General features: G+C 71.8%; 18 protein-coding genes and 1 pseudogene. 11 read left to right on the top strand and 8 right to left on the bottom strand.

Features of this window, described 5'->3' with window-relative positions; genetic code table 11:
• Positions 1-202 precede the first annotated feature (202 nt).
• Together ACZ9QC_RS08960 and ACZ9QC_RS08955 are read left to right on the top strand one after the other, a co-directional pair.
• Positions 203-1,594 carry a M14 family zinc carboxypeptidase gene (locus ACZ9QC_RS08960; RefSeq protein ID WP_472919669.1) on the top strand — a complete coding sequence of 464 codons (1,392 nt, stop codon included), beginning with the start codon at positions 203-205 and terminating at the stop codon, positions 1,592-1,594.
• Positions 1,591-1,998 carry an SSI family serine proteinase inhibitor gene (locus tag ACZ9QC_RS08955; RefSeq protein WP_472919668.1) on the top strand — a complete coding sequence of 136 codons (408 nt, stop codon included), beginning with the start codon at positions 1,591-1,593 and terminating at the stop codon, positions 1,996-1,998. Before ACZ9QC_RS08960 ends, ACZ9QC_RS08955 begins: the two co-directional genes overlap by 4 nt.
• 125 nt (positions 1,999-2,123) lie before the next feature.
• On the opposite strand, the gene ACZ9QC_RS08950 is transcribed toward ACZ9QC_RS08955, so the two are convergent.
• From ACZ9QC_RS08950 to glgX, 3 genes are all read right to left on the bottom strand, one after another.
• Positions 2,124-3,383 (bottom strand): M14 family zinc carboxypeptidase, encoded by a 1,260-nt coding sequence (locus ACZ9QC_RS08950; RefSeq protein ID WP_472919667.1) that lies wholly within the window; start codon positions 3,381-3,383, stop codon positions 2,124-2,126.
• A gap of 361 nt (positions 3,384-3,744) precedes the next feature.
• Positions 3,745-6,069, bottom strand: coding sequence for a malto-oligosyltrehalose synthase (gene treY / locus ACZ9QC_RS08945; RefSeq protein WP_472919666.1), 2,325 nt, complete (start codon positions 6,067-6,069; stop codon positions 3,745-3,747).
• A gap of 177 nt (positions 6,070-6,246) precedes the next feature.
• A complete protein-coding gene (gene glgX, locus ACZ9QC_RS08940; protein ID WP_472919665.1) occupies positions 6,247-8,391 on the bottom strand; it encodes a glycogen debranching protein GlgX in 2,145 nt (714 codons plus the stop codon).
• A 327-nt stretch (positions 8,392-8,718) separates the two neighbouring features.
• On the opposite strand from glgX, the gene ACZ9QC_RS08935 reads away from it, so the two are divergent.
• From ACZ9QC_RS08935 to ACZ9QC_RS08925, 3 genes are all read left to right on the top strand, one after another.
• On the top strand, positions 8,719-9,966 hold the full coding sequence (locus ACZ9QC_RS08935) for an SAV2148 family HEPN domain-containing protein (protein ID WP_472919664.1): 1,248 nt from the start codon (positions 8,719-8,721) through the stop codon (positions 9,964-9,966).
• A gap of 148 nt (positions 9,967-10,114) precedes the next feature.
• Positions 10,115-10,837 carry an exonuclease domain-containing protein gene (locus ACZ9QC_RS08930; protein WP_472919663.1) on the top strand — a complete coding sequence of 241 codons (723 nt, stop codon included), beginning with the start codon at positions 10,115-10,117 and terminating at the stop codon, positions 10,835-10,837.
• Positions 10,834-11,319 carry a GNAT family N-acetyltransferase gene (locus ACZ9QC_RS08925; RefSeq protein ID WP_472919662.1) on the top strand — a complete coding sequence of 162 codons (486 nt, stop codon included), beginning with the start codon at positions 10,834-10,836 and terminating at the stop codon, positions 11,317-11,319. The genes ACZ9QC_RS08930 and ACZ9QC_RS08925 overlap by 4 nt, the downstream gene beginning before the upstream one ends.
• Positions 11,320-11,373: 54 nt before the next feature.
• Here ACZ9QC_RS08925 and ACZ9QC_RS08920 read toward each other — a convergent pair whose 3' ends face one another.
• Positions 11,374-12,237: a phosphotransferase enzyme family protein gene (locus tag ACZ9QC_RS08920; RefSeq protein WP_472919661.1), complete on the bottom strand. Its 864-nt coding sequence runs from the start codon at positions 12,235-12,237 to the stop codon at positions 11,374-11,376.
• A gap of 142 nt (positions 12,238-12,379) precedes the next feature.
• On the opposite strand from ACZ9QC_RS08920, the gene ACZ9QC_RS08915 reads away from it, so the two are divergent.
• The 5 genes and pseudogenes from ACZ9QC_RS08915 to ACZ9QC_RS08895 all read left to right on the top strand — a co-directional run bounded on the left by ACZ9QC_RS08915 (position 12,380) and on the right by ACZ9QC_RS08895 (position 18,077).
• Positions 12,380-13,327, top strand: coding sequence for a carbohydrate ABC transporter permease (locus tag ACZ9QC_RS08915; RefSeq protein ID WP_472919660.1), 948 nt, complete (start codon positions 12,380-12,382; stop codon positions 13,325-13,327).
• Positions 13,324-14,157, top strand: a complete 834-nt coding sequence (locus ACZ9QC_RS08910) for a carbohydrate ABC transporter permease (RefSeq protein WP_472919659.1) — start codon at positions 13,324-13,326, stop codon at positions 14,155-14,157. Before ACZ9QC_RS08915 ends, ACZ9QC_RS08910 begins: the two co-directional genes overlap by 4 nt.
• Complete coding sequence (locus tag ACZ9QC_RS08905; RefSeq protein WP_472919658.1) at positions 14,157-15,440, top strand: ABC transporter substrate-binding protein; 1,284 nt, start codon at positions 14,157-14,159, stop codon at positions 15,438-15,440. The genes ACZ9QC_RS08910 and ACZ9QC_RS08905 overlap by 1 nt, the downstream gene beginning before the upstream one ends.
• Before the next feature lie 221 nt (positions 15,441-15,661).
• Positions 15,662-16,895, top strand: a pseudogene (gene mgt / locus ACZ9QC_RS08900) (macrolide-inactivating glycosyltransferase).
• Positions 16,896-17,132: 237 nt separating this feature from the next.
• A complete protein-coding gene (locus ACZ9QC_RS08895; protein ID WP_472919657.1) occupies positions 17,133-18,077 on the top strand; it encodes a CDP-alcohol phosphatidyltransferase family protein in 945 nt (314 codons plus the stop codon).
• A gap of 109 nt (positions 18,078-18,186) precedes the next feature.
• Here the strand turns inward: ACZ9QC_RS08895 and ACZ9QC_RS08890 are convergent, their stop codons facing one another.
• On the bottom strand, positions 18,187-20,472 hold the full coding sequence (locus ACZ9QC_RS08890; protein WP_472919656.1) for an MMPL family transporter: 2,286 nt from the start codon (positions 20,470-20,472) through the stop codon (positions 18,187-18,189).
• A 236-nt stretch (positions 20,473-20,708) separates the two neighbouring features.
• Here ACZ9QC_RS08890 and ACZ9QC_RS08885 point away from each other — a divergent pair, with 236 nt between their 5' ends.
• Entirely contained in the window at positions 20,709-21,257 is a 549-nt protein-coding gene (locus tag ACZ9QC_RS08885; protein ID WP_472919655.1) for a DUF1697 domain-containing protein, read from the top strand.
• Between the two features lie 113 nt (positions 21,258-21,370).
• Here the strand turns inward: ACZ9QC_RS08885 and ACZ9QC_RS08880 are convergent, their stop codons facing one another.
• The 3 genes from ACZ9QC_RS08880 to ACZ9QC_RS08870 are packed head-to-tail and all read right to left on the bottom strand — an operon-like array spanning position 21,371 to position 23,806.
• Positions 21,371-22,114, bottom strand: a complete 744-nt coding sequence (locus ACZ9QC_RS08880) for a sirohydrochlorin chelatase (protein ID WP_472919654.1) — start codon at positions 22,112-22,114, stop codon at positions 21,371-21,373.
• A gap of 5 nt (positions 22,115-22,119) precedes the next feature.
• On the bottom strand, positions 22,120-23,034 hold the full coding sequence (locus tag ACZ9QC_RS08875; protein ID WP_472919653.1) for an ABC transporter permease: 915 nt from the start codon (positions 23,032-23,034) through the stop codon (positions 22,120-22,122).
• Positions 23,021-23,806 carry an ABC transporter ATP-binding protein gene (locus ACZ9QC_RS08870; protein WP_472919652.1) on the bottom strand — a complete coding sequence of 262 codons (786 nt, stop codon included), beginning with the start codon at positions 23,804-23,806 and terminating at the stop codon, positions 23,021-23,023. The genes ACZ9QC_RS08875 and ACZ9QC_RS08870 overlap by 14 nt, the downstream gene beginning before the upstream one ends.
• Positions 23,807-23,837: the final 31 nt, after the last annotated feature.

The raw sequence follows: 23,837 nt of genomic DNA, 5'->3' as shown, positions 1-23,837 counted from the left end.
CCTTGTGACCGACCCCACGGCAAAGCTCTGGCCTGGGATTTACGCAGCGAGTTTGTCAACTTCCCTTCCGTTCCGGGGTGTTGACGTATGTTCTCGGCCATGACTGACTGTGCTTACACCATGCACACCAGGTGAACCGACGGCACCACATTCGTGGAGGTGCGCCCTGCCGCCACTCCTCCGCTACCCGACCGTCGACGAGTTGTCCGCCCGCGCCGCCGCCCTCGTCGCCCGCCATCCGCACCGCGCCCGACTCCGCCCTGTGGGCACCTCACGGGCGGGCACCCCGATGTGGCTGCTCTCCGTCGGACACGGCAGCCGCCACACCCTGATCGTCGCCGGCCCGCACGCCAACGAGCCCGTGGGCGGCGCCACCGTCCTCCGGCTCGCCGAACGGGCCCTGGCCGACCCCCGGTTGAGCGACGCCGCCGACACCACCTGGAACCTGCTGCTGAGCCTCGACCCCGACGGCTCCCGCCGCAACGAGGGCTGGCTCCGCGGCCCGTACACCCTCGGCCACCACTTCCGGCACTTCTTCCGCCCCGGCTTCCTGGAACAGCCCGAATGGCTGCCCGACGGCGCGGCCGGCGCCGTTCTGCCGGAGACCCGCGCCCTGCTCGACCTCCAGGACGAACTGCGGCCCTTCCTCCAGTGCTCCCTGCACGGTGTCGACGTCGGCGGCGGATTCGTCGAACTCACCCGGGACCTGCCGGGCCTCGCCGAACGCGTCGCCCGCATCGCCGCCCGCCTCGGCATCCCCCGCGAGCTGAGACCGTACGACACCCTGTACTGGCCCTGCCTCGGCCCCGCCGTCTACCGCATCCCGCCCCCGCGCCGGGGCGACCTGGCCGCCGCCATCACCGAGGCGGCCGTCGAGTCCACCTGGTTCCACCCGCACCGCCACGGCACGGTCACCGCCGTCGTCGAGGCGCCGATGTGGGGCGTGGCCGCCGTCGAGGACGCCTCCCCGGCGCCGGACGCCGACGCCGTACTGCGCACCGTCAGCCGTGCCCTGCGCCAGGACACCCGGCTCCTGGAGAGCCTCCTCACCCGCGTCCGCCCCTCGGTGAGCCGCACCCCGGACGCGGCCCGGCTGCTCGCCCCGGTCGACGACTACGTCCTGGTCGGGCCGGGCCTCGCCGACTCCTGGGACCCCGACGTCCACGCCACCGCCCGGCCACTGCCCCCGCTCGACACCGCCCGGCTCGCCACCCTCGCCCTCTCCGGCCGCCGGGTCGCCCTGCGCACCGCCGGGCTGCTGCACCAGCTGGTGACCCGTGCCGGTCGCGACCCGGCCGGCGTGCTGCCCGAACTGGACCGCCTGATCGACGAGTGGTGCGCCGACTACCGCGACGGGTACGGGGCCCGCTGGATCCCCGTGGCCCGCCAGGCGGAGTACCAGGCCCGTGTGGTCCTCGCCGCGTTCGAGCTGGCGGCCGGGCGCCCGCACCCGCCGGGGCCCGCTCCGCAGGGGCCCTGCCCGGACTCCCGCCCGGACTCCCGTTCGAACTCAAATGCGGATTCCCGTGCGGATTCCCATTCGGGTGAGCAGGGATGGAGTTCCGAGCCCGCCGTGCCGATGCACCGGGAATGACGAACCCCACCCACGCGGTACGCGGCTGCCTGCTCGCCGCCCTCGCCCTCCTCACCCTCGGCGCCTCCGCCCCGGACCGGACGACCGCCGTGCAGGGCGACTGGCTCTACGTCACCCTCACCCGAGGCGACGCCCGCTCCTCCGACACCCGCGGCACCCTCCTCCTCTGCGACCCTCCCCAGGGCCACGGCCGTGCCGCCGAGGCGTGCGCGGAACTCCGCCGGACCGACGGCGACATCACCCGCATCCCCCACCGGAACGCCCTCTGCACCGAGATCTACGCCCCTGTGCGGGCGACGGCGGAGGGTCAGTGGAGCGGCCGACCGGTCACCTACGAGCAGACGTTCGCCAACCCGTGCGTGATGGCGGCCCGCACGGGGGCGGTGTTCGCGCTGTCGAGCTAGGGGCCGGGCGCCCGAAGGGGCGCGGGGAACCGCGCGACCAGCCACGACGAACCCGCACCCGCCCGACGGACGACGCGGCACCCCCGTAGGCGCACCGGGCCCCGTAGGCGCACCGGGCGCCGCCCTCAGCCCTCCGTTCCCACCCCACCCCGCGCACACGCCGCCGCCGCCAACACCGTCCGCACCTGGTGCTCGACCTGGTCGCCCACCGGCACCCACCGCGCACGGAACCGCTCGGTGAAGGACTCGCACCACTCGGCGACGAGCCCTTCCAGGAGCGGCGCCCCCGGGTCGTCGGCCTCCCTCAGCACCCGCAGCAGCATCGCCGCCGCCCGCAGCGGAAGCCGCCGCCCGAACGCGTCCACACTGCCCACGTACGCCGTCGACAGATCCGCCGGCGGCCCGTCCCTCCAGTCCCGGGCCAGCCCCGGCACCAGCGCCAGCGCCCACCGGGCGGCCCGCAGCAGCGGCCCCTCGGGGCCCGGCAGCCGGGGCAGCGCCTCGGCGAGGACCCCTTCCACCCGGCCCGCGTCCGTCAGCAGCCGCCGGGACAGGTGCCGCAGGGCCGCCGCCGGGGCCGGGTGCGGGGCGGTGTCGTCCACCAGGTCGCTCGCCCACATCGGCACCTCGACGACCGCCGTCAGACCGCCGTACCGGTGGGCGTGGTACCAGGTGCTGCGCCGGGCGTCGTCCGGCATGCTCGGGTACGCCGCGAGGCCGCCGGGCCGCGGCATCACGAACACCCCGGGCCCGGACACGGGCCAGCCGGCGGCGTCGGACGCGCCCCTCTCCACCGGTATGCAGAGCTCGGCCGCGGACTTGGCGAACGGCTCGGCGAGCCCCGGCACGTCCTTCGTCAACTGCACCCAGCTGCCGCCCAGATCGGTGCCGTGCAGGGTCACCTGGAGGTAGGGCCGCAGCTCGTCCAGCACACCCATCAGGGCGTATGTCTCGGGCGGCAGCCGGTCCGGCGGCAGCACGGACGGCGACCACTCCGGCTGTTCAGGACCGGCCGGCCGGAAGAACCCGAGGTGGTAGTCGAGCAGGGTGCGCGGCAGGGGAGTGGTGTGCAGGCTCGCACCGTCCGGGTCCGCGCAGAGCACGAAGTGCCAGGACACGCCGGACCGCAACCGCCCGTCCCGCGCCACCCGTTCGGCCAGGGCGAGCACCGTGGAGCCGCCGGTCGGCTCATTGGCGTGGGCGCCCGCGACGACCAGGACGGCACGTCTCGCACGCCCCACGGACAGCAGACGCAGCGGGCGGCCGGCACGCGAGGAGCCGATGCTCCGCAGCGCGCACAGTCCCGGCCGACGGACCGTCAGGGCTCTCGCCGCCGACTCCAGTTCAGCCACCGTGGGATAACCGAGCTCCGACAGCAGACCCACCCCCGTCCCGTCCGCCTGGCACCCAAGTCCACGCGCCCGGCCGGGCCGAGCGGGGGACATACCCAGTGTCCCCGCGCGGCAGGGGCGGCTCCCAGGGGCGCCCAGTCGCATTCACCGCTCCCCGGCACGAGGCTCACCGCTCCCCGGAACGGGGTTCACCCCTACCCGGCACGGGGTTCCCGCCACCAGGTCCGGCCGACCGCACCCGATTCGAACCGACCGCAACCTGGTTGGGCGTGGTGGTCGCCGGTTGGGCTCCGCCGCAACCTGGTTCGGGGCCGTCGTAGCTGGTTCGGGTTGGCCGTCGCCTGGTTCGGGGTCGCCGCACCCGGTCCGGGCCCACCGCCACCCGGTACGCGCGTCACGCGCCGACCCGCTCCAGCAGGGCCACCGGCAGGGCTTCGAAGAGCTCCGCCAGCCGCACCTCACCCGTGAACTCCCGCTCCCCGCCCAGCACTTCGGCCCACCGCCCCTCGGGCAGCGGCAGCCGGGTGTCACCCCAGCCCCCGGCCTGCGCCAGCCGCAGCGACAACCGGGTCACCGCCGTGACCACCTCCCCGGAGCGGCTGAAGGCGACACAGTGGCCGGCGCCCGTCCCCTCCGCCGCCAGCGGCGCGTACGTCGCCGTCTCCCCGAAGACCTCCGGCCGCCGCGTGCGCAGCCGCAGCGCCGCCCCGGTGAGCCGGAACTTCTCCGACCCCTCCTCGTGCGGAGCGAAGGCCCGTCGGTTGTCCGGGTCCACCAGGGCCCGGTACTCGGCCTCCGTCCCCTGGTACACGTCCGGCACCCCCGGCATCGTCAGCTGCACCAGGGCCGCGCCGAGAGCGTTCGCCCGCACATGGGGCGCCAACTCCTCGCGCAGCGCGGCGACCCGGGCGTCCAGGGCCGGCCCCCGCGCGACGAACTCCGCCACCTCCCGCTCGTAGGCCGGGTTCTGCTCGGTCCAGGAGGTGTGCAGCCCGGCCTCCCGCACATGCTTCAGCAGGGCCCCCTGAAGCCGCTCCTCGGCGGCGGGGCCGAGCCCGAACGCCGTCTGCCAGGCCGCCCACGCCAGCTGCGGATCCGGGACCCCAGCGCCGTCCCGCGTCACCTCCGTCAGCAGTTCGGCCCACCGCCCGGGGCACTCCGCGAGCACCGCGATCGCCGCCCGTACGTCCGCGCTGCGCTTGGTGTCGTGGGTCGACAGCACGGTCCCGGTGGCCGGCCAGTCGCGCTGCACCCGCGCGCAGTAGGCGTGGAAGTCCTGGGGCGACACGGCCGGGCTCCCCGGATCGCCCCCCACCTCGTTCGCCGACAGCAGCGGCACATAGCGGTAGAACGCCGTGTCCTCCACCGACTTCGCCCGCAGCGCCGACGAGGTCTGCGCGAACCGCGCCCGGAACTCCACCTCGTCCGGCCCGTCCCCCCGGCCCAGCACCAGGTCCCGTACGGCGTCCACCGACCGGGCCTCCTCGGGCACCACGAACAGCGCGCGCGCCTCGGCCGCGGCCTCCTCGGTGACGACGAGGGAGGGGTCCTGGGAGGTGTACGGCCGGTACACCTCCATCCGTGCGAGCAGCTCGCACAGCGCGGTGCGCAGCGCCCACGGCGCCTGGTCGCGCAACGAGAGGTCCGGGGAGCGCTCGCACAGCCGGTGCGCCACCCGGGTGAGCCGCTCCACCTCCGCGACCAGCTCGTGCGTGAGCACCCGGTACGCGGCCCGCCGCACGGTCGCGTCCCACTCCCCGCCCCGGTCGGACTGCGCACCCGTGAACCGCCCGTACTGGCCCAGCAGTTCACCGGCTCCCGCCGGATCGGTGAACAGCCCGTCGATGTGCCGCAGCGCGTCGTAGCCGGTGGTCCCCGCGACCGGCCAGGCCCCGGGCAGCGCCTCCCCGTCGGCCAGGATCTTCTCCACGACGGTCCACCGTCCGCCGGTCGCCTCGTGCAGCCGCCGCAGATAGGCGTCGGGATCGGCGAGCCCGTCGGGGTGGTCGACCCGCAGCCCGTCGACGACGCCCTCGTCCAGCAGCCGCAGGACCTTCGCATGGGTCGCGTCGAAGACCTCCGGCTCCTCGACCCGCACCCCGATCAGCTCGGAGATGCTGAAGAACCGCCGGTAGTTCAGCTCCGTACGGGCCAGCCGCCACCACACCGGCCGGTACCACTGCGCGTCCAGCAGCTGAGGCAGCGGCAGCTTCTCGGTGCCCTCCCGCAGCGGGAACACATGGTCGTAGTACCGCAGCTCCCGCCCGTCCACCACGAACTGCTCGATCTCGGCGCCCAGCGGCCCGCCGAGCACCGGCAGCAGCACCCGGCCGCCCTGCGCCTCCCAGTCGATGTCGAACCACCGCGCGTACGCCGATTCCGGCCCCTCCCGCAGCACCTCCCACAGGGCCCGGTTGTGCCGGGGCGCCATGGCCATGTGGTTGGGGACGATGTCCAGGACGAGCCCGAGCCCGTGGTCGCGCGCGGTCCGGGCCAGCTCCCGCAGCCCCTCCTCGCCCCCGAGCTCCTCCCGCACCCGCCCGTGATCGACCACGTCGTACCCGTGCGACGACCCCGGTACGGCCTCCAGCACGGGGGAGAGGTGCAGATGCGACACACCGAGCGAGGCGATGTACGGCACGGCGGCCGAAGCGGCGGAGAAGGGAAAACCGGGCTGAAGCTGAAGCCGGTAGGTGGCGGCAGGCACGACAGAGGTCATGCAGACCTACGTACCCGCTGGGCAGGTTTTCGTGCGACTTGACACGCAAGGTGGAGGGCAGCGCCCCGTCAGGGGCGCGGGGCTGTATCACTTTGCGGCTCCGCCGCGCGGGCGCGACCAGCCACAAGACAACCCGCACCCCGCAACGAACGGCCACCCCTACGGCGAACCCCGCACCTACGCCGGCCTCCGGAACACCACCAGACTCCGGTCCACCAACTCCACCCGCTCCCCGGCCGCCACCTTCGGCCCGTCCACCGGCACCGCGTCCTCCCGCCCCGTGTCCACCACCATCTGCCACTGCGGCCCGTGGTTCACCGGCACCACGAACTCCAGCGCCTGCGCGGACGCGTTGACCATCAAGAGGAACGAGTCGTCGCTGATCCGCTCGCCGCGCGGACCCGGCTCCGAGATCGCGTTCCCGTTCAGGAACACGCTCAGCGCCCCCGCCTGCGAGGAGTCCCAGTCCCGCTGCACCATCTCCCGCCCCTCGGGCGTGAACCAGGCGATGTCCGACAGCTCGTCGTGCGTGCCCTCCACCGGCCGTCCGTGGAAGAAGCGCCGGCGCCGGAAGACGGGGTGGTCCTTCCGCAGCCACACCATCGCCCGGGTGAACTCCAGCAGATCCCCGAAGACGCCACCGTCACCCTCGTCACCCTCGTCGCCGTCCGCACCGGAGGGCCACGGCACCCAGGACACCTCGTTGTCCTGGCAGTACGCGTTGTTGTTGCCGCCCTGGGTCCGCGCGAACTCGTCGCCGTGGCTGAGCATCGGCACCCCCTGCGACAGCATCAGCGTCGCGATGAGGTTCCGCATCTGCCGGACCCGCAGCGCCGTCACCCCGGGGTCGTCCGTCTCGCCCTCGGCCCCGCAGTTCCAGGACCGGTTGTGGCTCTCCCCGTCCCGGTTGTCCTCGCCGTTGGCCGCGTTGTGCTTCTCGTTGTAGGAGACGAGGTCCCGCATCGTGAACCCGTCGTGGCAGGTCACGAAGTTGATGGAGGCCAGCGGGCGGCGCCCGTCGTCCTGGTAGAGGTCGGAGGAACCGGTCAGCCGGGACGCGAACTCCGCGAGCGTACGGGGTTCGCCCCGCCACAGGTCGCGCACCGTGTCCCGGTACATGCCGTTCCACTCGGTCCACAGCGGCGGGAAGTTCCCCACCTGGTAGCCGCCCTCGCCGACGTCCCAGGGCTCGGCGATCAGCTTCACCTGGGAGACCACCGGGTCCTGCTGGACGAGGTCGAAGAACGAGGACAGCCGGTCCACCTCGTGGAACTGCCGGGCCAGGGTCGCCGCGAGGTCGAAGCGGAACCCGTCGACGTGCATCTCGGTGACCCAGTACCGCAACGAGTCCATGATCAGCTGCAGCACGTGCGGGGACCGCATGAGCAGGGAGTTGCCCGTGCCGGTCGTGTCCATGTAGTAGCGGGGGTCGTCCGTCAGCCGGTAGTACGACGGGTTGTCGAGGCCCTTGAAGGAGAGCGTGGGGCCCAGGTGGTTGCCCTCGGCGGTGTGGTTGTAGACCACGTCGAGGATGACCTCGATCCCGGCCTCGTGCAGGGCCCGGACCGCCGACTTGAACTCCAGCACCTGCTGACCCCGGTCGCCCCAGGAGGCGTACGCGTTGTGCGGGGCGAAGAAGCCGATGGTGTTGTAGCCCCAGTAGTTGCTGAGGCCCATGTCGGCCAGCCGGTGGTCGTTCACGAACTGGTGTACGGGCATCAGCTCCAGTGCCGTGACACCCAGTTCGGTCAGGTGTTCGATGATCGCCGGGTGGGCGAGCGCCGCGTAGGTGCCGCGCAGCTCCTCGGGCAGCCCCGGGTGCCGCATGGTGAGACCCTTCACATGGGCCTCGTAGATCACCGTGTGGTGGTACTCGGTCCGGGGCCGCCGGTCGTCGCCCCAGTCGAAGTACGGGTTGACCACGACCGAGGTCATCATGTGCGGGGCCGAGTCGAGGTCGTTGCGCTTCTCGGGCGCCCCGAAGTGGTAGCCGTACACCTCCTCCCCCCACGTGATCGAGCCGCTGATGGCGCGTGCGTACGGGTCGAGCAGCAGCTTCGCGGAGTTGCAGCGCAGCCCCCGCTCCGGCGCGTACGGGCCGTGCACGCGGAAGCCGTACCGCTGCCCCGGCATCACGCCGGGCAGGTACGCGTGCCGCACGAACGCGTCCGTCTCGCGCAGTTCCACCGCCGTCTCGGAGCCGTCGTCGTCCAGCAGACACAGCTCTACTCGGTGCGCGGCCTCCGAGAAGACCGCGAAGTTGGTACCGGCGCCGTCGTACGTGGCGCCGAGCGGATACGCCTGTCCAGGCCAGACCTGCATGGATACGACTCTTCCAGTTGTCGCGCGCCGCTGGGGGCGACTCCGGGTGGAGTCTCCCTCAATCTGATGGAACCTCCTAGGACATACGTCCCTCCTGCCCAGAGTGGACACATCGTGACGCCCCGAGTGCCCCCGGAGTCGGGTCCCGGTGGCCCGATCGCTATGAATCGGCTCACTCCACGCGCGGTAGCGCCCCGGAACGGCCAAGTCACGTGCGGTAGTTGAGAAACGACCTGCCCATCCGGCTGTATCGTCACCCGCTACCGGAGTACCCTTCCTTGATCGTTGCGTAGGGGTCGGCTCGGGGGAGCGGAAGGCGGTGCGTGGGTGGGCTCGGGAGGGCTGGAGTTGCCTCCTGGTGACGCGGGCGACACGGGTCACGAGGGGGACCCCACGGATGTCCCACCCGGCGCGGTGTCCCTGGCGCGGCCGATGGAGCGGGGCTCCATCGGCCCGGAACTGGACTGGAACGCCGACGCCTGGCTCGAAGTGCGTACACGCGCCCAGCGGGCCGGCCGCGCCTACATCTGGCTGAACCTCGTCGAGCAGCGGCTGCGCGCCGTGGTGGCCGCCGTGCTGCGGCCCATCTACGAGCCCGTCCACGGCGACGACTGGGTGGTCGCCGCCGCCGGACCCGCCGGACAGGAGTGGGTGCAGCGGGCCGTCGCGGTCCGCGAGGTCAGCCGCCGCAAGGGCTATCTGCTCGACCCGGCCGACGACAACGTGCTGAGCTTCCTCACCCTGCCGCAACTGCGCGAGCTGATGGTGCAGCACTGGCCCTGCTTCGAGCCGTACGTCGACGAGCGGCGCGACGTGGAACTGAACCTGGACGAGCTGGAGGTCACCCGCAACGTCGTCTCCCGCAACCGGGCCCTGTCCGAGGCCGTCCTCGCCCAGGCCGAGCGCGCCTCCGCGAAGCTGCTGGAGATCCTGGGCGCCGGCAGCGACGTGCCCTCCGCGCGCCGACTGCCCGTCGACGCGGTCGAGGACCTCGTCGGCGACCGGTACGCGGACGTCGTCGGCGTCCACCCCGACCGGGTGCGGCTGCTGCGGCAGTTCCCCGCCGAGGACCTCTTCGGCGGGGCCCGCCGCCTGGACGCCATCGGGATAGGCCTGAACCTCCTCGTGCAGAACTTCTCCGGGCGGCGGCTGGTCCGGCTCGCCGACTCCGGCTGCCGCGTGCGGCTGCTCTTCCTCAACCCCGCGTCCAGTGCCGTGAAGCGGCGTGAGCGCGAACTCGGTATAAAGCGCGGCGAGTTGAGCCGTGCCGTGGAGATGAACATCCTCCATATGCGCCGGGTCCGCTCCAAGCTGCGCGACCCCGGCGCCTTCGAGATCCAGGTCTTCGACGAGACCCCGCGCTTCACCGCGTACCTCGTCGACGGCGACGGCACGGACGGGGTCGCGGTCGTCCAGACCTATCTGCGGCGCACCCGGGGCATGGAGGCGCCCGTCCTCGTCCTGCGCGGCGGCAACCGGGTCCTCAAGGCGGACGAGAACGGCGAAGTCGGCCTTTTCGATACATACCGCGAGGAGTTCGAAGTGGCGTGGGCGGACTCCCGACCGGTGTCGTGACGGCCCTGAAAGCGGCCGTGCGGAGGGCCGCGACGCAGTGCCCGCACACCCGGGGCACGGCGAAGCGGAATGCGGTCCTCGGATTGTCAGTGGCCCGTGCGATGGTGGTGGTCACTGGGGGAAAGCACCACCAAGGAGGGGGGCCAGCATGGGTTGGCACCGGCAGCTGCTGATCGGCTTCGACCTGGAGACCACCGGGACGGACCCGCGCGAGGCGCGCATCGTCACGGGCGCGGTCATCGAGGTCAAGGACGGGGAGCCGGTCGGACACCGGGAATGGCTCGCCGACCCGGGCATGGAGATCCCGGAGGAGGCGGTGGCGGTGCACGGCATCACCAACGCCCGTGCGACGGCCGAGGGCAGACCCGCCGACCAGGTCGCCGACGCCATCGCCGACGTCCTCGTCTCCTACTGGAGGACGGGCGTCCCGGTCGTGGCGTACAACGCGGCCTTCGACCTGACCCTGCTCTCCGCCGAGCTGCGCCGGTACGCCCTGCCGTCCCTGCGCGACCGGCTCGGCGGACTCGACCCGGCGCCCGTCGTCGACCCCTACACGATCGACCGCTCCGTCGAGCGCTACCGCCGGGGCAAACGCAACCTCGAAGCGGTCTGCGGCGAGTACGGTGTCCCGCTGGACGCCGCGCACAACGCCTCCGCCGACGCCCTGGCCGCCGCCCGCCTGGCCCGTGCGATAGCCCAGCGCCACCCGAAGGTCGCCGCCCTCGGCCCGGCCGAGCTGCACCGCCGCCAGATCGAGTGGTACGCGGAGTGGGCCGCCGATTTCCAGGCGTTCCTCCGCCGCAAGGGCAACCCGGAAGCGGTCGTGGACGCGATCTGGCCGCTGCGCGAACTGGAGGAAGAGACGGTATGACCGCCACGGAGATCTCCCTGCGCGAAGTCCGCGACAGCGACCTGCCGTTCTTCTGGAGCCACGCCCGCGACCCCGAGGCACAGCGGATCGCCGCCTTCACCGGGGAGTACCACTCCGACCGGGACCTCTTCGACGGTCACTGGGCGAAGATCCGCGCCAACCCCGACATCCTGGCGCGCACGGTGGTCGCCGGCGGCGAGGTCGTCGGCAACGCGGCGGTCTACGGCCCGCCGGACGAACGCGAGGTCACCTACTGGATCGACCGCGCCCACTGGGGCCGGGGCATCGCCACCGCCGCCCTCACCGCGCTGATCGCCCTCGACCCGACCCGTCCGCTGTACGCCCGCGCCGCCGCCGACAACACGGGCTCGGTCCGGGTCCTCCAGAAGTGCGGCTTCGTCGTCACGGGCCATGAGCGCGGCTTCGCCCTGGCCCGCGACGCCGAGATCGACGAGGTGGCGCTCATACTCCGGGCCGGCTAGGCACCGCGCGGGGGGCGGGAAGGACACCGGCGGCCCGCTCAGGTCCCGCGCGGGTCAGAACGGATACCAGCGAACCGTCTCGTCCCCGTCGCGCAGCGAGGCGACCCGGCGCTCGAACTCGGCCAGCGCCTTGGGATTGCTCGGCGCGTGCTGCGCGACCCAGGCGCAGCTGGCCGTCTCACGGGCACCCCGCAGCACCGAGCAGCCGTCCCACTCCCGCACGTCCCAGCCGTACGCGGCCGTGAAGGCGTCGTACTCCTGCGTCGGCAGGCCGTAGCGGTCGTGCGAGAGGGCCATGACGACGAGGTCGTGCTCGCGGAGGTCACCGGAGAAGGTCTCCAGGTCGACCAGGACCGGGCCGTCCGGGCCGATGTGCACGTTGCGGGGGAGCGCGTCGCCGTGGATCGGGCCCCGGGGCAGACGCGGGGTGAGAGCGGCCGCGGCCGCCGCGAAGCCGTCGCGGCGTTCCCGGAGATACGCCGCGTCCGCCGGGTCGATCGCGTCACCGGCGAGCCGCAGCCAGCGCTCCACACCGCCCAGCAGTTCACGGCGGGGAAGGGCGAAGGAGGGAGTGGGAAGGGCGTGGACCGGGCGAAGGAGTTCAGCCAAATCGCGCGGCCCGGCGGGGCGTACGGGATCGGGCAGACGGTGCCACACCGTCACCGGGTGCCCCTCGACGAGCAGGGCATCCGGTTCGGCGGGCCGCACCGCCGGGACGCCCTGTGCGGCCAGCCACTCCGCGATGCGCACCTCGCGCCGGGCCCGGTCGAGGAGTTCGGCGTCACGGCCCACCTTGACCACCAGGTCACCGGCGGCGAACACCGCGTTCTCGCCCAGCGCGAGCAGCCGCGCCTCCCCGGCCGCACCGGGCAGCACGCCGGCCGCGACCACCACGTCCCGGGCCCGAGCCTCGTCCATCCGTCGCCTCCCTGTCCGCACCGCCGACGCGCGCTCGCGGCGTCGGCTTCACGCCATCCAGCGGCCAGTCTCGCATTCGCACAGGTCGGACCGTGTGCGCGGTGTCTTGACGCCCTGTCATGCCCTCAGCACCATGACGGACATGACCTTGGCGACCGCGAAGCCGCAACGCCCGCGACCGGCCAAGCGGCGCACCCCGGCGGACGGCCGGGACCGGCGCCTGATCGACCACGGCGCCTGGTTCCTGGTGCTGCCCGCGCTGATCCCCATCCTGGTGCTGAGCGTCGGACCGCTGCTGTACGGGATCGCGCTGGCGTTCACCGACGCCCAGTCCGGCCGCACCGAACCCACCCGCTGGATCGGCACCCTCAACTTCCAGGACCTGCTGCACGACACCCTCTTCTGGGACTCGTTCCGCATCGGCCTGGTGTGGGCGGTGGGGGTCACCGTCCCGCAGTTCCTGCTGGCCCTCGGCCTCGCGCTCCTTCTGAACCAGCCCCTGCGCCTGCGCTGGCTGGCCCGCGCGCTCGCGATCATTCCCTGGGCGATGCCCGAGGTGGTCGTCGGCATCATGTGGCGGCTCGTCTACAACCCCGACGCGGGCATCCTCAACGAGACCGTCCGGGACCTGGGCCTGGGCGACGGCCGCGACTGGCTGAGCGGACTGGCCACCGCCCTCCCCGCCGTCGTACTGGTCGGCATCTGGGCGGGCATGCCCCAGACGACCGTCGCCCTGCTCGCCGGGCTGCAGAACACCCCGCGCGAACTGCACGAGGCCGCCGCGATGGACGGCGCGGGCGCCTGGCGCCGCTTCCGGACGGTCACCTGGCCCGCCATCAGACCCATCGCCCTCGCCATCTCGGCGCTCAACCTGATCTGGAACTTCAACTCCTTCGCCCTGGTGTACGTCCTGACCAACGGCGGTCCGGGCGGCCGTACCCGTCTGCCGATGCTCTTCGCCTACGAGGAGGCCTTCCGCTACGGGCAGTTCGGGTACGCGGCGGCGATGGGCTGCGTGATGGTCGCGGTGATCTCGACCGTCCTCGCGTTCGTGCTGGTCGGTCGGCTGCGGCGGGGGGAGGGCTCATGAGGAGTGGCAGGGCGGCACGCACCGGGCAGTACCTGGCCCTGGTCGCGTATCTCGTGTTCCTCGCGTTCCCCTTCCTCTGGCTGGTCTCGACCGCCTTCAAACCGGCCCGCGAACTGGGCAGCCTCCACCCGACCTGGATCCCGAAGGACCCGACCCTCGCCAACTTCCGGCAGGCCTTCGACGAGCAGCCCCTGATCGAGGCCGCGCTCAACTCGCTGGTCGCGGCGGTCGGCGCGGCCGTCGTCGCCGTACTGATCGCGACCCCGATGGCGTACGTCATGGCCCGGCACCGCACGACGCTGTCGCGGATGGCGAGCGGCTGGGTGGTGGTCAGCCAGGCGTTCCCGTTCGTGCTGGTGATCATTCCGCTCTTCCTGGTGCTGAAGAACCTCCGGCTGATCAACTCCGTGCCCGGACTGATCATGGTGTACGTGGTGTGGGCGCTGCCGTTCGCGCTGTGGATGCTCGTCGGCTATGTCCGGGCGGTGCCCGCGGAGTTGGAGGAGGCGGCGGCGGTCGACGGGGCCGGGAGGCTGCGCACCCTGGTGTCGGTGACGGCGCCGCTGCTGGCGCCGGGCATCGTGGCGACGGCCCTGTTCGCGTTCATCACCGCGTGGAACGAGTTCTTCTTCGCGCTGGTCCTGCTGAAGACACCGGAGAAACAGACGCTGCCGGTCGTCCTCACCCACTTCATCGGCGCCGAGGGTGTGGCCGACCTGGGCCCGCTGGCGGCGGCGGCCTTCCTGGCGACGCTCCCGTCCCTGGTCGTCTTCGCGGTCATCCAGAAACGGATCACGGGCGGCATGCTCGCCGGGGCGGTGAAGAACTGATGCGCGCACGACGGCTCGTCGCGGCTCTGCTGCTCTGCCTCCTCGTCGCCGGCTGCACCGACGGCGGGGGGACCTCCGACGACGGCCGGATCACCCTCCGCTTCCAGTCCCTGGCCTGGCAGGAGGAGTCCGTCGCCGTCAACAAGGAGCTGGTGCGGGAGTGGAACGCCGCCCATCCCGACGTCGAGGTCGAGTACGTCCAGGGCAGTTGGGACAGTGTCCACGACCAACTCCTCACTTCCTTCGAGGGTGGTGAGGCGCCGGACATCATCCACGACGCCTCCGACGACCTCGCGGACTTCGCGTACGGCGGCTACCTCGCGGATCTGCGCGAGCTGCTGTCCGAACGGCTCAGGAAGGACATCCCGCGGCACAGCTGGGAGACGACGACCTTCGGCGAGGGGATCTACGGGGTGCCGTTCCTCCAGGAACCCCGGGTCCTCATCGCCGACGCCGACCGGCTGCGTGAGTCGGGAGTGCGCCTTCCGACCCCCGAGGACCCGTGGAGCTGGACGGAGTTCCGCGAGGTGGCGAAGGAGCTGAGCGGCCCCGGGAAGTACGGCGTGGCCTGGCCGTTGAAGGAACCGGTGTCGGCCACGCTGAACCTCTCCCTCTCGGCGGGCGGACAGCTGTTCCACCGGGGCGCGGACGGCAAGGTCGAGGTCCGGTTCGAGGGCGCCGACGCGGTCGTCCCGAAGACCGTGCGCGACACGGTGAACGCCGACGGGAGCGCGCCCGCCACCACCCTCGGCATGGGCGGCTCCGACACGCTGCCCGGCTTCTTCGGCGGCCGGTACGCGATGGTGCCGCTCGGCTTCTCGTACCGTCAGCAGATCGTCCAGCAGGCGCCGAAGGGCTTCGACTGGCAGGTGCTGCCCGCTCCCGCCGGCGCCGGCGGGCTCACCCAGGGCGTCAGCCCGCAGACGCTCTCCGTCGCCGAGGACAGCCCGCACAAGGAGCAGGCCGCCGCGTTCATCGACTTCCTGCTGCGTCCCGAGAACATGGTCCGTCTCGCCCTCGGCGACTGGATGCTCCCCACCGGCACGGAGGCCCTCCGGGATCCCGCCCTGCGCACCACCGAGCACGACTGGGCCACGGGGACCGCGCTCGCCGGGCACCTCCGGCCGGCGCCCGCGCAGTCCGTGCGGGGCTATCCGGAGTGGAAGGACAAGGTGGCCACCCCCGCGTACCAGGAGTACTACAGCGGTGCGATCGGCGTGGGTGAGCTGCGGGAACGGTTGGAGGACGACGGGAACCGGGTGCTGGCGCGGTATCAGCGGTGAGGGGGTGGGTGGTCGGGTGCGTTGTCGGGTGCGGCTCCGGTGGGGCTTCTCGCGCAGTTCCCCGCGCCCCTGAAGACCAGGGGCTGCGCCCCGTGCTTTTCAGGCCCGCCGCCGGTCGCCCTTCAGGGCCCCGGAGGCATGGTCTTTTCAGGGGCGCAGGGAACTGCGCGACCAGCCCCCACTCACCCGCACCCGACAACGCACCCCCCACGGCCACCGAAATGAAGTTGCACGAGACGTATCGTCTCGCGTACGGTCGGACTCATGACCTCCCACATCGCCATGTTCTCCATCGCCGCCCACGGTCACGTGAACCCGAGCCTCGAAGTGATCCGGGAGCTGGTGGCCAGGGGGCACCGCGTCACGTACGCGATCCCGCCGGCCTTCGCGGAGAAGGTCGCCGAGACCGGCGCCGAGCCGAAGCCCTGGCACTCCACGCTGCCCGGCCCCGACGCCGACCCGGAGGCGTGGGGGACCACGCTCCTCGACAACGTCGAGCCCTTCCTGGAGGACGCGATCCAGGCTCTGCCGCAGCTCGTCGCGGCCTACGAGGGCGACGAGCCCGACCTCGTGCTGCACGACATCACCTCGTACCCGGCCCGCGTCCTCGCCCACCGCTGGGGCGTCAAGGCGATCTCCCTCTCCCCGAACCTGGTCGCCTGGGACGGCTACGAGGAAGAGGTCGCCGAGCCCATGTGGGCCGAACCGAAGAAGACGGAACGCGGCAAGGCGTACTACGCCCGGTTCCGGGCCTGGCTGGAGGAGAACGGGATCACCGAGCACCCCGACCCGTTCGTCGGCAGGCCCGCCCGCTCCCTCGTCCTCATCCCGAAGGTGCTCCAGCCGCACGCCGACCGGGTCGACGAGAGCCGCCACACCTTCGTCGGCGCCTGCCAGGGCGACCGCTCGGCGCAGGGCGACTGGCAGCGGCCGGCCGGCGCGGAGAAGGTGCTGCTCGTCTCGCTCGGGTCGGCCTTCACCAAGCAGCCCGACTTCTACCGCGCGTGCGTGCGGGCCTTCGGTGAGCTGCCCGGCTGGCACATGGTGCTCCAGGTCGGCAGGCACGTCGACCCGGCGGAGCTGGGGGAGATCCCGGACCGGGTGGAGGTGCGGGACTGGGTGCCGCAGTTGGCGGTCCTCCGGCAGGCCGACGCGTTCATCACCCACGCGGGCGCCGGCGGCAGCCAGGAAGGACTCGCCACCGCCACCCCGATGGTCGCCGTACCGCAGGCCGTCGACCAGTTCGGCAACGCCGAGATGCTCCAGTCGTTGGGTGTCGCCCGCCATCTGCCCATGGAGGAGGCGACCGCCGAGGCCCTGCGCGAGGCCGTCCTCTCCCTCGTCGACGACCCCGACGTGGCACGCCGACTCAAGGAGATCCAGCGGGAGATGGCGGGCGAGGGCGGCACCCGACGGGCCGCCGACCTCATCGAGGCGGAACTGGGAACCCCCTGATAGCCGGGCAAGCCGGTTGGTTCCATGCCTGTCGTGAAATCACGGCACTTTTCAGGTCACGATCAGGTCACTCGGTAACGCTCAGATAACGCCGGGTCCGCGCGGAACGCGTACTGACTCTGTTACCGGGTTCGACCGTTACCCCCTCCGAAAGGTTGTGTTCGGCGCTTCTTGTGCCTCGGGTGAACGACTTCCAAGCTGATGGTGAACTCATTTCGAACGCCAGGAAGTTGACCCATGCGCCGAGACATACCCGACCTCGCGGAAGTGCGCCGCGTCACCCAGAAGAAGCGGGACGCCTGGTGGACCGTGCTGCTCGTGGACCCGGTCGCCACCCCCCTGGTGCGGCTGACCGCGAAGTACACGAGGATCACGCCCAACCAACTGACGTGGGGCGCCTTCCTGCTGGGTCTGGTCTCGGCCGCCTTCTTCGCGTTGGGCGACTGGCGCTGGCTGATCGCCGGCGCCGTCGTCTACCACCTGAGCTTCATCCTCGACTGCATGGACGGCAAGGTCGCCCGCCTCACCGGCCAGGGTTCCGTGTTCGGTGCCTGGCTCGACTTCGTCTTCGACCGCGTCCGGGTCGCGGCGTGCTCGGTGGCCCTGATGGCCGGGCAGTACCAGCGCACGGGGGAGACCTTCTACATCTGGCTCGCCGCCGCCGTCATCGGCTGCGACGCGCTCCGCTACATCAACTCCCTGGAGACCTTCAAGGTCCGCCACACCATGCGCAAGCAGATCAAGGCCCGGCTCCGCGAGGCCCGCCGCGCCGAGAACGAGCGGGAACTCGCCTTCATGGAGGACCTGCTGCGCGAGAACCCCGAGGCCGACATCGAACAGGACCTGCGCACGGCCGCCGCCGAGGTCACCCAGGCGGCGCCGCAGGCCCAGGTCGTCGACCTGCACCAGGAGTTCCGCCGCCGCTTCCCCTTCTATCTGCGCGTCCGGTCCTTCCTGTTGCGCCACCGGGTCCGCCCGCATCTGATCAGCGGCATCGAGTTCCAGATGGGTGTCTTCATGATCGGCCCGATCGTCGACTCGGTGATGACGGCGACCGTCGTCTCCGGTGTCCTGCTGCTCGTCTTCGAACTGGCCATCGTCTACAAGCTGTTGCTCTCCACCCGCGACTTCACCCGGACCCTCGACTCCTTCGACCGGGGTGACGTCGCCGCGGCGGCCTGAGCCACCGGGCACGGACAGGTGCACGGACAGGTGCGAGGACACGTGCACGGACACGGTCGTGGGCCGGGGCGGCGATGCCGCCCCGGCCCACGACCGCGCCAGGACCCGATCAGACCCGTACCTGCTGGTCCCGGGCCGCCGGCGGCGTCGACTCCGGCCCCGTTCCCGTTCCGGGTCCCGGCTCCGGGGACTCGTCGTGGGTGAGGTCCGGCAGCCGGTTCAGCCACTTCGGCAGGTACCAGTTGCGCTCGCCCAGCAGGGCCATCACGGCCGGCAGGAGCACGCCGCGGATGACGGTGGCGTCGATGAGGACGGCGGCCGCGAGGCCCACGCCCATCTGCTTCATCGACTGCATGGACAGCGTCCCGAAGATGGCGAAGACGGCGACCATGATGACGGCCGCGCTGGTCACGACCCCGGCCGTGGTGACCACGCCGTGCCGGATCGCCTCCTTCGTCGTACGGCCCCGCAGCCGCGCCTCACGGATCCGCGAGACCACGAACACGTGGTAGTCCATCGACAGCCCGAACAGGATCACGAACAGGAACAGCGGCAGCCAGGTGATGATGGCGCCCACACCCTCCGCGCCCACCAGCGAGGCACCCCAGCCGTGCTGGAAGACCGCGACGAGGATGCCGTACGCGGCGCCCACCGACAGCAGGTTGAGCACGATCGACGTCGCCGCGATCGTCAGCGAGCGGAACGACAGCAGCATCAGCAGGAAGGCGAAGACCACGACGAAGGCGAAGACCGGGACCACGGAACCGACCAGCTGGTCGTTGAAGTCCTGGTTGCCCGCGACCTGTCCGGTGACGGGCGCCTCGACACCCTCGACCTTGCCGAGCGTGGCGGGCCGTACCTCGTCGCGCAGCTTGTCCAGGCTGGCGCCCGCCTTGTCCTGGTCGGAGCCGCCGACCAGCGGCACATACACGAACGCCACGTTCCGCTCGTCGTGCACCTTGATCTCCACCGGCCCGCGCGAAGCACCCGAGGCGACGGCCTCCGCCTTGAAGTCGGCCAGCGCCGCCCGCACCTCGGGAGCGTCGATGTCCTTCGCCTTGACGACCACCTCGGCCGGCTCGGAACCGCCGGGGAAGGCGTCGTTGACCCGGTTGTACGTCTGCACGATCGGCAGCGAGTCGCCGAACTCCTGGTCCAGGGTCAGGTTCTGCGTCTTCATCCCGAGCGCGGGCGCGGCCACGGCGAGCAGCGCGCCGGTCGCCACGACCAGCGACAGCGCCGGCCTGGCGAGCACGACCCGCAGGACGGCGTTCCAGAAGCGGCTCTCCGCGCCGCCCCCGGAGCGGCCGCTCTTGCGCCGCTTGTCCGGGTGCAGGAACGGGATACGGCCCTTCTCGACCCGCCCGCCCAGCAGCGACAGCAGCGCGGGCAGCACCGTGACCGAACCGACCATCGCGACGGCCACGACCATCAGGGACGCCAGGCCCATCGCCTCGAACTCGGCGAGCCCGGTGAACAGCATGCCCGCCATGGCCACGCACACCGTGACACCGGAGACGATGATGGCGCGGCCACTGGTCGCGGCGGCCACCCGCAGCGCGGTCCGCGCGTCCCGGCCCGCCGCCCGCTCCTCGCGTTCACGGCGCAGATAGAACAGGCAGTAGTCGACACCGACGGCCAGACCCACCAGCAGCATCACGGAGTTGGCGGTGTCGCTCATCGGGATCACATGGCTGACGATGGCCATCAGCCCCATCGTCGCGATGATCGCGGTGATCGCCAGCGCCACCGGCACCAGCGCCGCGACGACCGCGCCGAACGCGATCAGCAGGATGCCGAGGGCCACCGGCACGGCCGAGTACTCGGCCTTCTGGAAGTCGTCCCCGAAGGCGTCGTCGAACGTCTTCATCATCGAGGCGCCGCCGATCTCCTCGATCCGCAGCGTCCCGTGCTCCTTCTGGACCTCCGCGACGGCCTTCAGCACCGGCTCGATCCGCTCGCCCGCCGTGTCCGACGCGCCCCGCACGTCGAACTGCACCAGCGCGCTGCGGCCGTCCTTCGAGATGGTCCCCGTGTCGTACGGTGAGGTCACGTCGGCGACCTCACCGGTCTTCCCGACGGCCTTCATCACGTCGTCGACGGCGGCCCGGAACGCGGGGTCCGTGGCCCGGGTGCGGTCGTCCCTCGCCTGGATCAGCACCGTCTCACCGGCGGGCTCCTCGATCCCCGCCTCCTCGACGATGTGCGCCGCCGTGCTGGTCTCCCCCTTGAGCTGATCGCTGTCCTTGACCTCGACCGAGCCCATCGCCGAGCCGATCCCCATGGTCAGCACCACGAACAGCAGCCAGATCCCGACGGCTGCCCAGCGGTGCTGGGCGCTCCAGCCGCCCGCCCGGGCAGCGATTCCCCGCACCCGTACCTCTCCGTTCCCCATGACGGGCCAGCCCCCTCGTATGCGATGGCGACGCCCTGCCGCCATCTTTCGATTCGAAGGTATGAGCTGGATAAGGGCATCTCGTCGTGCTCTCCGGTGAACCCCATCGCCCCCGGGTCCTCCGCTCGGACCCCGCTCCCTCCCCATCAGGGAGGACAGTGGCCCCTTACACCCATCCCTGGTTCTCGGGGCCGGACCTCAGGGTGGCCGCGCCGTCCGGCGCCTATCGTGGGCCCATGACGACGTACGCGGCGCTCCTGCGCGGGATCAACGTGGGCGGCAGCAAGAAGGTCCCCATGGCCGACCTGCGCACCCTGCTGACCGGCCTCGGCCACGACGGGGTGGCCACCTACCTCCAGAGCGGCAACGCGGTCTTCACGAGCGACCACGGCGACGAGGACTCCCTGGCCGCCGAGATCACGACCGCCATCGGGAAGCACTTCGGCTTCAGCGTGGACGTCCTGGTGCGCGACCACACGTATCTGGAGGCCGTCCGCGAGGCGTGCCCGTTCCCGGCGGCGGAGCTGGAGGGCAAGCAGCTCCATGTGACGTACCTGTCGGAGACCGTGGACGCGGGCCGCTTCGAGGGGATCGACCAACCGGCCTTCCTGCCCGAGGAGTTCAGGATCGGGGACCGGGCGCTGTATCTGTACGTCCCCGAGGGCCTGGGCCGCTCCAAGCTCGCGGAGACCCTGTCGAAGCCCCGGCTCCTGAAGGGCCTGACCGCCACCACCCGCAACTGGAACACGGTGGTGAAACTGGCGGAACTGACACGGGCCGGCTGACGACTGGACGAGTGGTTCCGATGCGGCTCGGTGGTCGTAGGCGATCAGTGACCTGGTGATGGGTGCACCGATCGTGCGGTTGTCGGCAGTGCCCGGCGGCCTCCGGCGCCGGCTCAGGCGGCGGTGAGCTGCCCCTGCCGGAGTGCGTCGGCGTACCGGCGCAGCAGCAGCGCGGCCAGTTCGGGGGCGGGGCCGAGCACCTCGGAGAGGATGTCCGCGCCCGACTCGGCCGCGCCGGTGGCGATGCGGTCGGGCAGCCGTCCCGGCGCGATGACGTACGGCGCCACGGCCACCCGTGCGCAGCCGAGCGCCCGCAGCTCCCGTACGGCGTCCTCCGTGCGAGGGAGGGACGCGGAGGCGAACGCGGGTCGCACGGCGCACCAGCCGGTGTGCCGCCACTCCCGCGCGATTTCTGCGATCACCGCGATCGCCTCCGGGTCGGTGGACCCCGCCGAGGCCAGTACGACCCCGGTCGAGGACTTGTCGGCGGGGTGCAGCCCCGCCTCGTACAGCCGGCGTTCGAGGGCCGACAGGAGCAGGGGCGACGGGCCGAGCACCTCCGCCTGGCGGACACGCAGAGCCGGCGGGGCCTCGCGCAGGACCGCCGGGATGTCGGCCTTGGCGTGGAAGGCGCGGGTCAGCAGCAGCGGCAGCGCCACCACGTCCCGTACGCCCTCCGCCGCAAGTGACTCCAGCACCCCCTGCACCGAGGGGACGTTGAAGTCCAGGAAGCCGGTCTCCACCCGCAGCCCGGGGCGCAGCGCCCGCACCCGCCGCACCAGGGCGTGCACGGTCGCGGCGTGCCGCGGGTCGCGGCTGCCGTGGGCGACGACGAGGAGAACCGGCTTCCTGACCATGTGGATCAGCTCTTCACCAGCAGGCCGCGGCCGCGCAGCACCCGCCGCTCCAACGGGCTGAAGAGCAGCAGGTCGATGGCGATACCGACCAGCAGGATCAGGAAGATGGCGAGGAACACCGTGGCCATGTCGATGTTGGTGCGGCCGTTCTCCAGCAACTGGCCGAGACCGACACCGAGATCGGGGTGGCTGGCGATGATCTCCGCCGCCATCAGCGAACGCCAGGAGAACGCCCAGCCCTGCTTCAGACCGGCCAGATAGCCGGGCAGCGCGGCCGGCATCACGATGTGCCAGGCGCCCTGGAGCCCGGTGGCGCCCATGGTGCGGCCCGCCCGCAGATACAGCGGGGGCACCTGGTCGATGCCGGAGACCAGCCCGTTGGCGATCGAGGGCACCGCACCGAGCAGGATCACCGCGTACATCATCCCGTCGGTCAGACCCAGCCAGACCACGGCCGGCGGTACCCACGCCACCGACGGCAGCGACTGCAGACCGGAGAGGATCGGACCGATCGCCGACCGCACGAACCGCACCCGGGCGACCAGGATGCCGAGCGGCGTGCCGATCGCCAGCGCGATCAGGAAGCCGAACAGACCGCGCGAGACACTCGTCCAGACATAGCCGAGCAGCTTGCCTTCCAGCCAGGCCTGCTCCGCCGCGTCCCACACGGCGGACGGCGGGGGCAGCTTGCCCGGGTCGGTGACGACGCCGAACGACACCAGTCCCTGCCACACCGCGAGCACCAGCACGACCGCGGTGATCGGCGGCACGATCTTCTGCCGGAACGTCTGGCTGAACGGAGGCCGGCCCGCGCCGGGCGTCTCGAGGGCGTCGAGGCCCGCCTCCACCGCCCCGAGCCGGTCCTTGTCGGCGGCCGGGGCGTCGATCGTGTCCGTCGCCCTCGTCTCACTGCTGGCCATGACGGCGGATCTCCTCACGAAGGACATCGGTGATCTCCAGGGACAGCTCCGCCACCGGAGCGTCCTCGATACGGCGGGGCTGCGGGATGTCCACCCGCCACTCCTGGGCGATCCGGCCCGGGCGCGAGGACAGCAGCACCACGCGCTGCGCGAGCCGCACCGCCTCGCGCACGTTGTGCGTGACGAACAGGACGGAGACCTGGGTCTCTTCCCAGATCCGGGTCAGCTCGTCGTGCAGCACGTCCCGGGTGATGGCGTCGAGCGCCGCGAACGGCTCGTCCATCAGCAGGAGCTTGCTCTCCTGGCCGAGGGCCCGCGCCAGCGCCACGCGCTGACGCATACCGCCGGACAGCTCGTGCACCCGCTTGCCGTACGCGCCCTTCAGCCGGACCAGGGTGAGCAGGTCCTCGGCGCGCTCGCGCCGTTCGTTCTTCGGAACTCCCCTGAGCTTCAGGGCGAGTTCGATGTTCTTGCCCGCGGTCAGCCACGGGAACAGGGCGTGCTCCTGGAACATCAGAGCGGGGCGCCCGTCGGTCGAGATGCTGCCCTGGGACGGGTCGTCGAGACCCGCCACCAGGTTCAGCAGGGTGGACTTGCCACAGCCCGAGGCCCCCAGGAGGGTGACGAACTCGCCCGGAGCGACATCGAGGGTGATGTCGTCGAGCACGAGCTGCTGCCCGGTCGGCCCGGCGAAGGACTTCGATACGTGCTCGATGCGGGCTGCGTGCTCCACTGCCTCGGTGTCCTCGGCCTTGGCGAGGGTGGTGGCCATGGTCGTCACCTCCTGGGACTCGTCGGTCTAC

The organism is Streptomyces sp. HUAS MS02, assembly GCF_055702265.1.
Note: the sequence above shows the minus strand (reverse complement) of the source record. Positions and strands in the feature narration are given on the sequence as shown.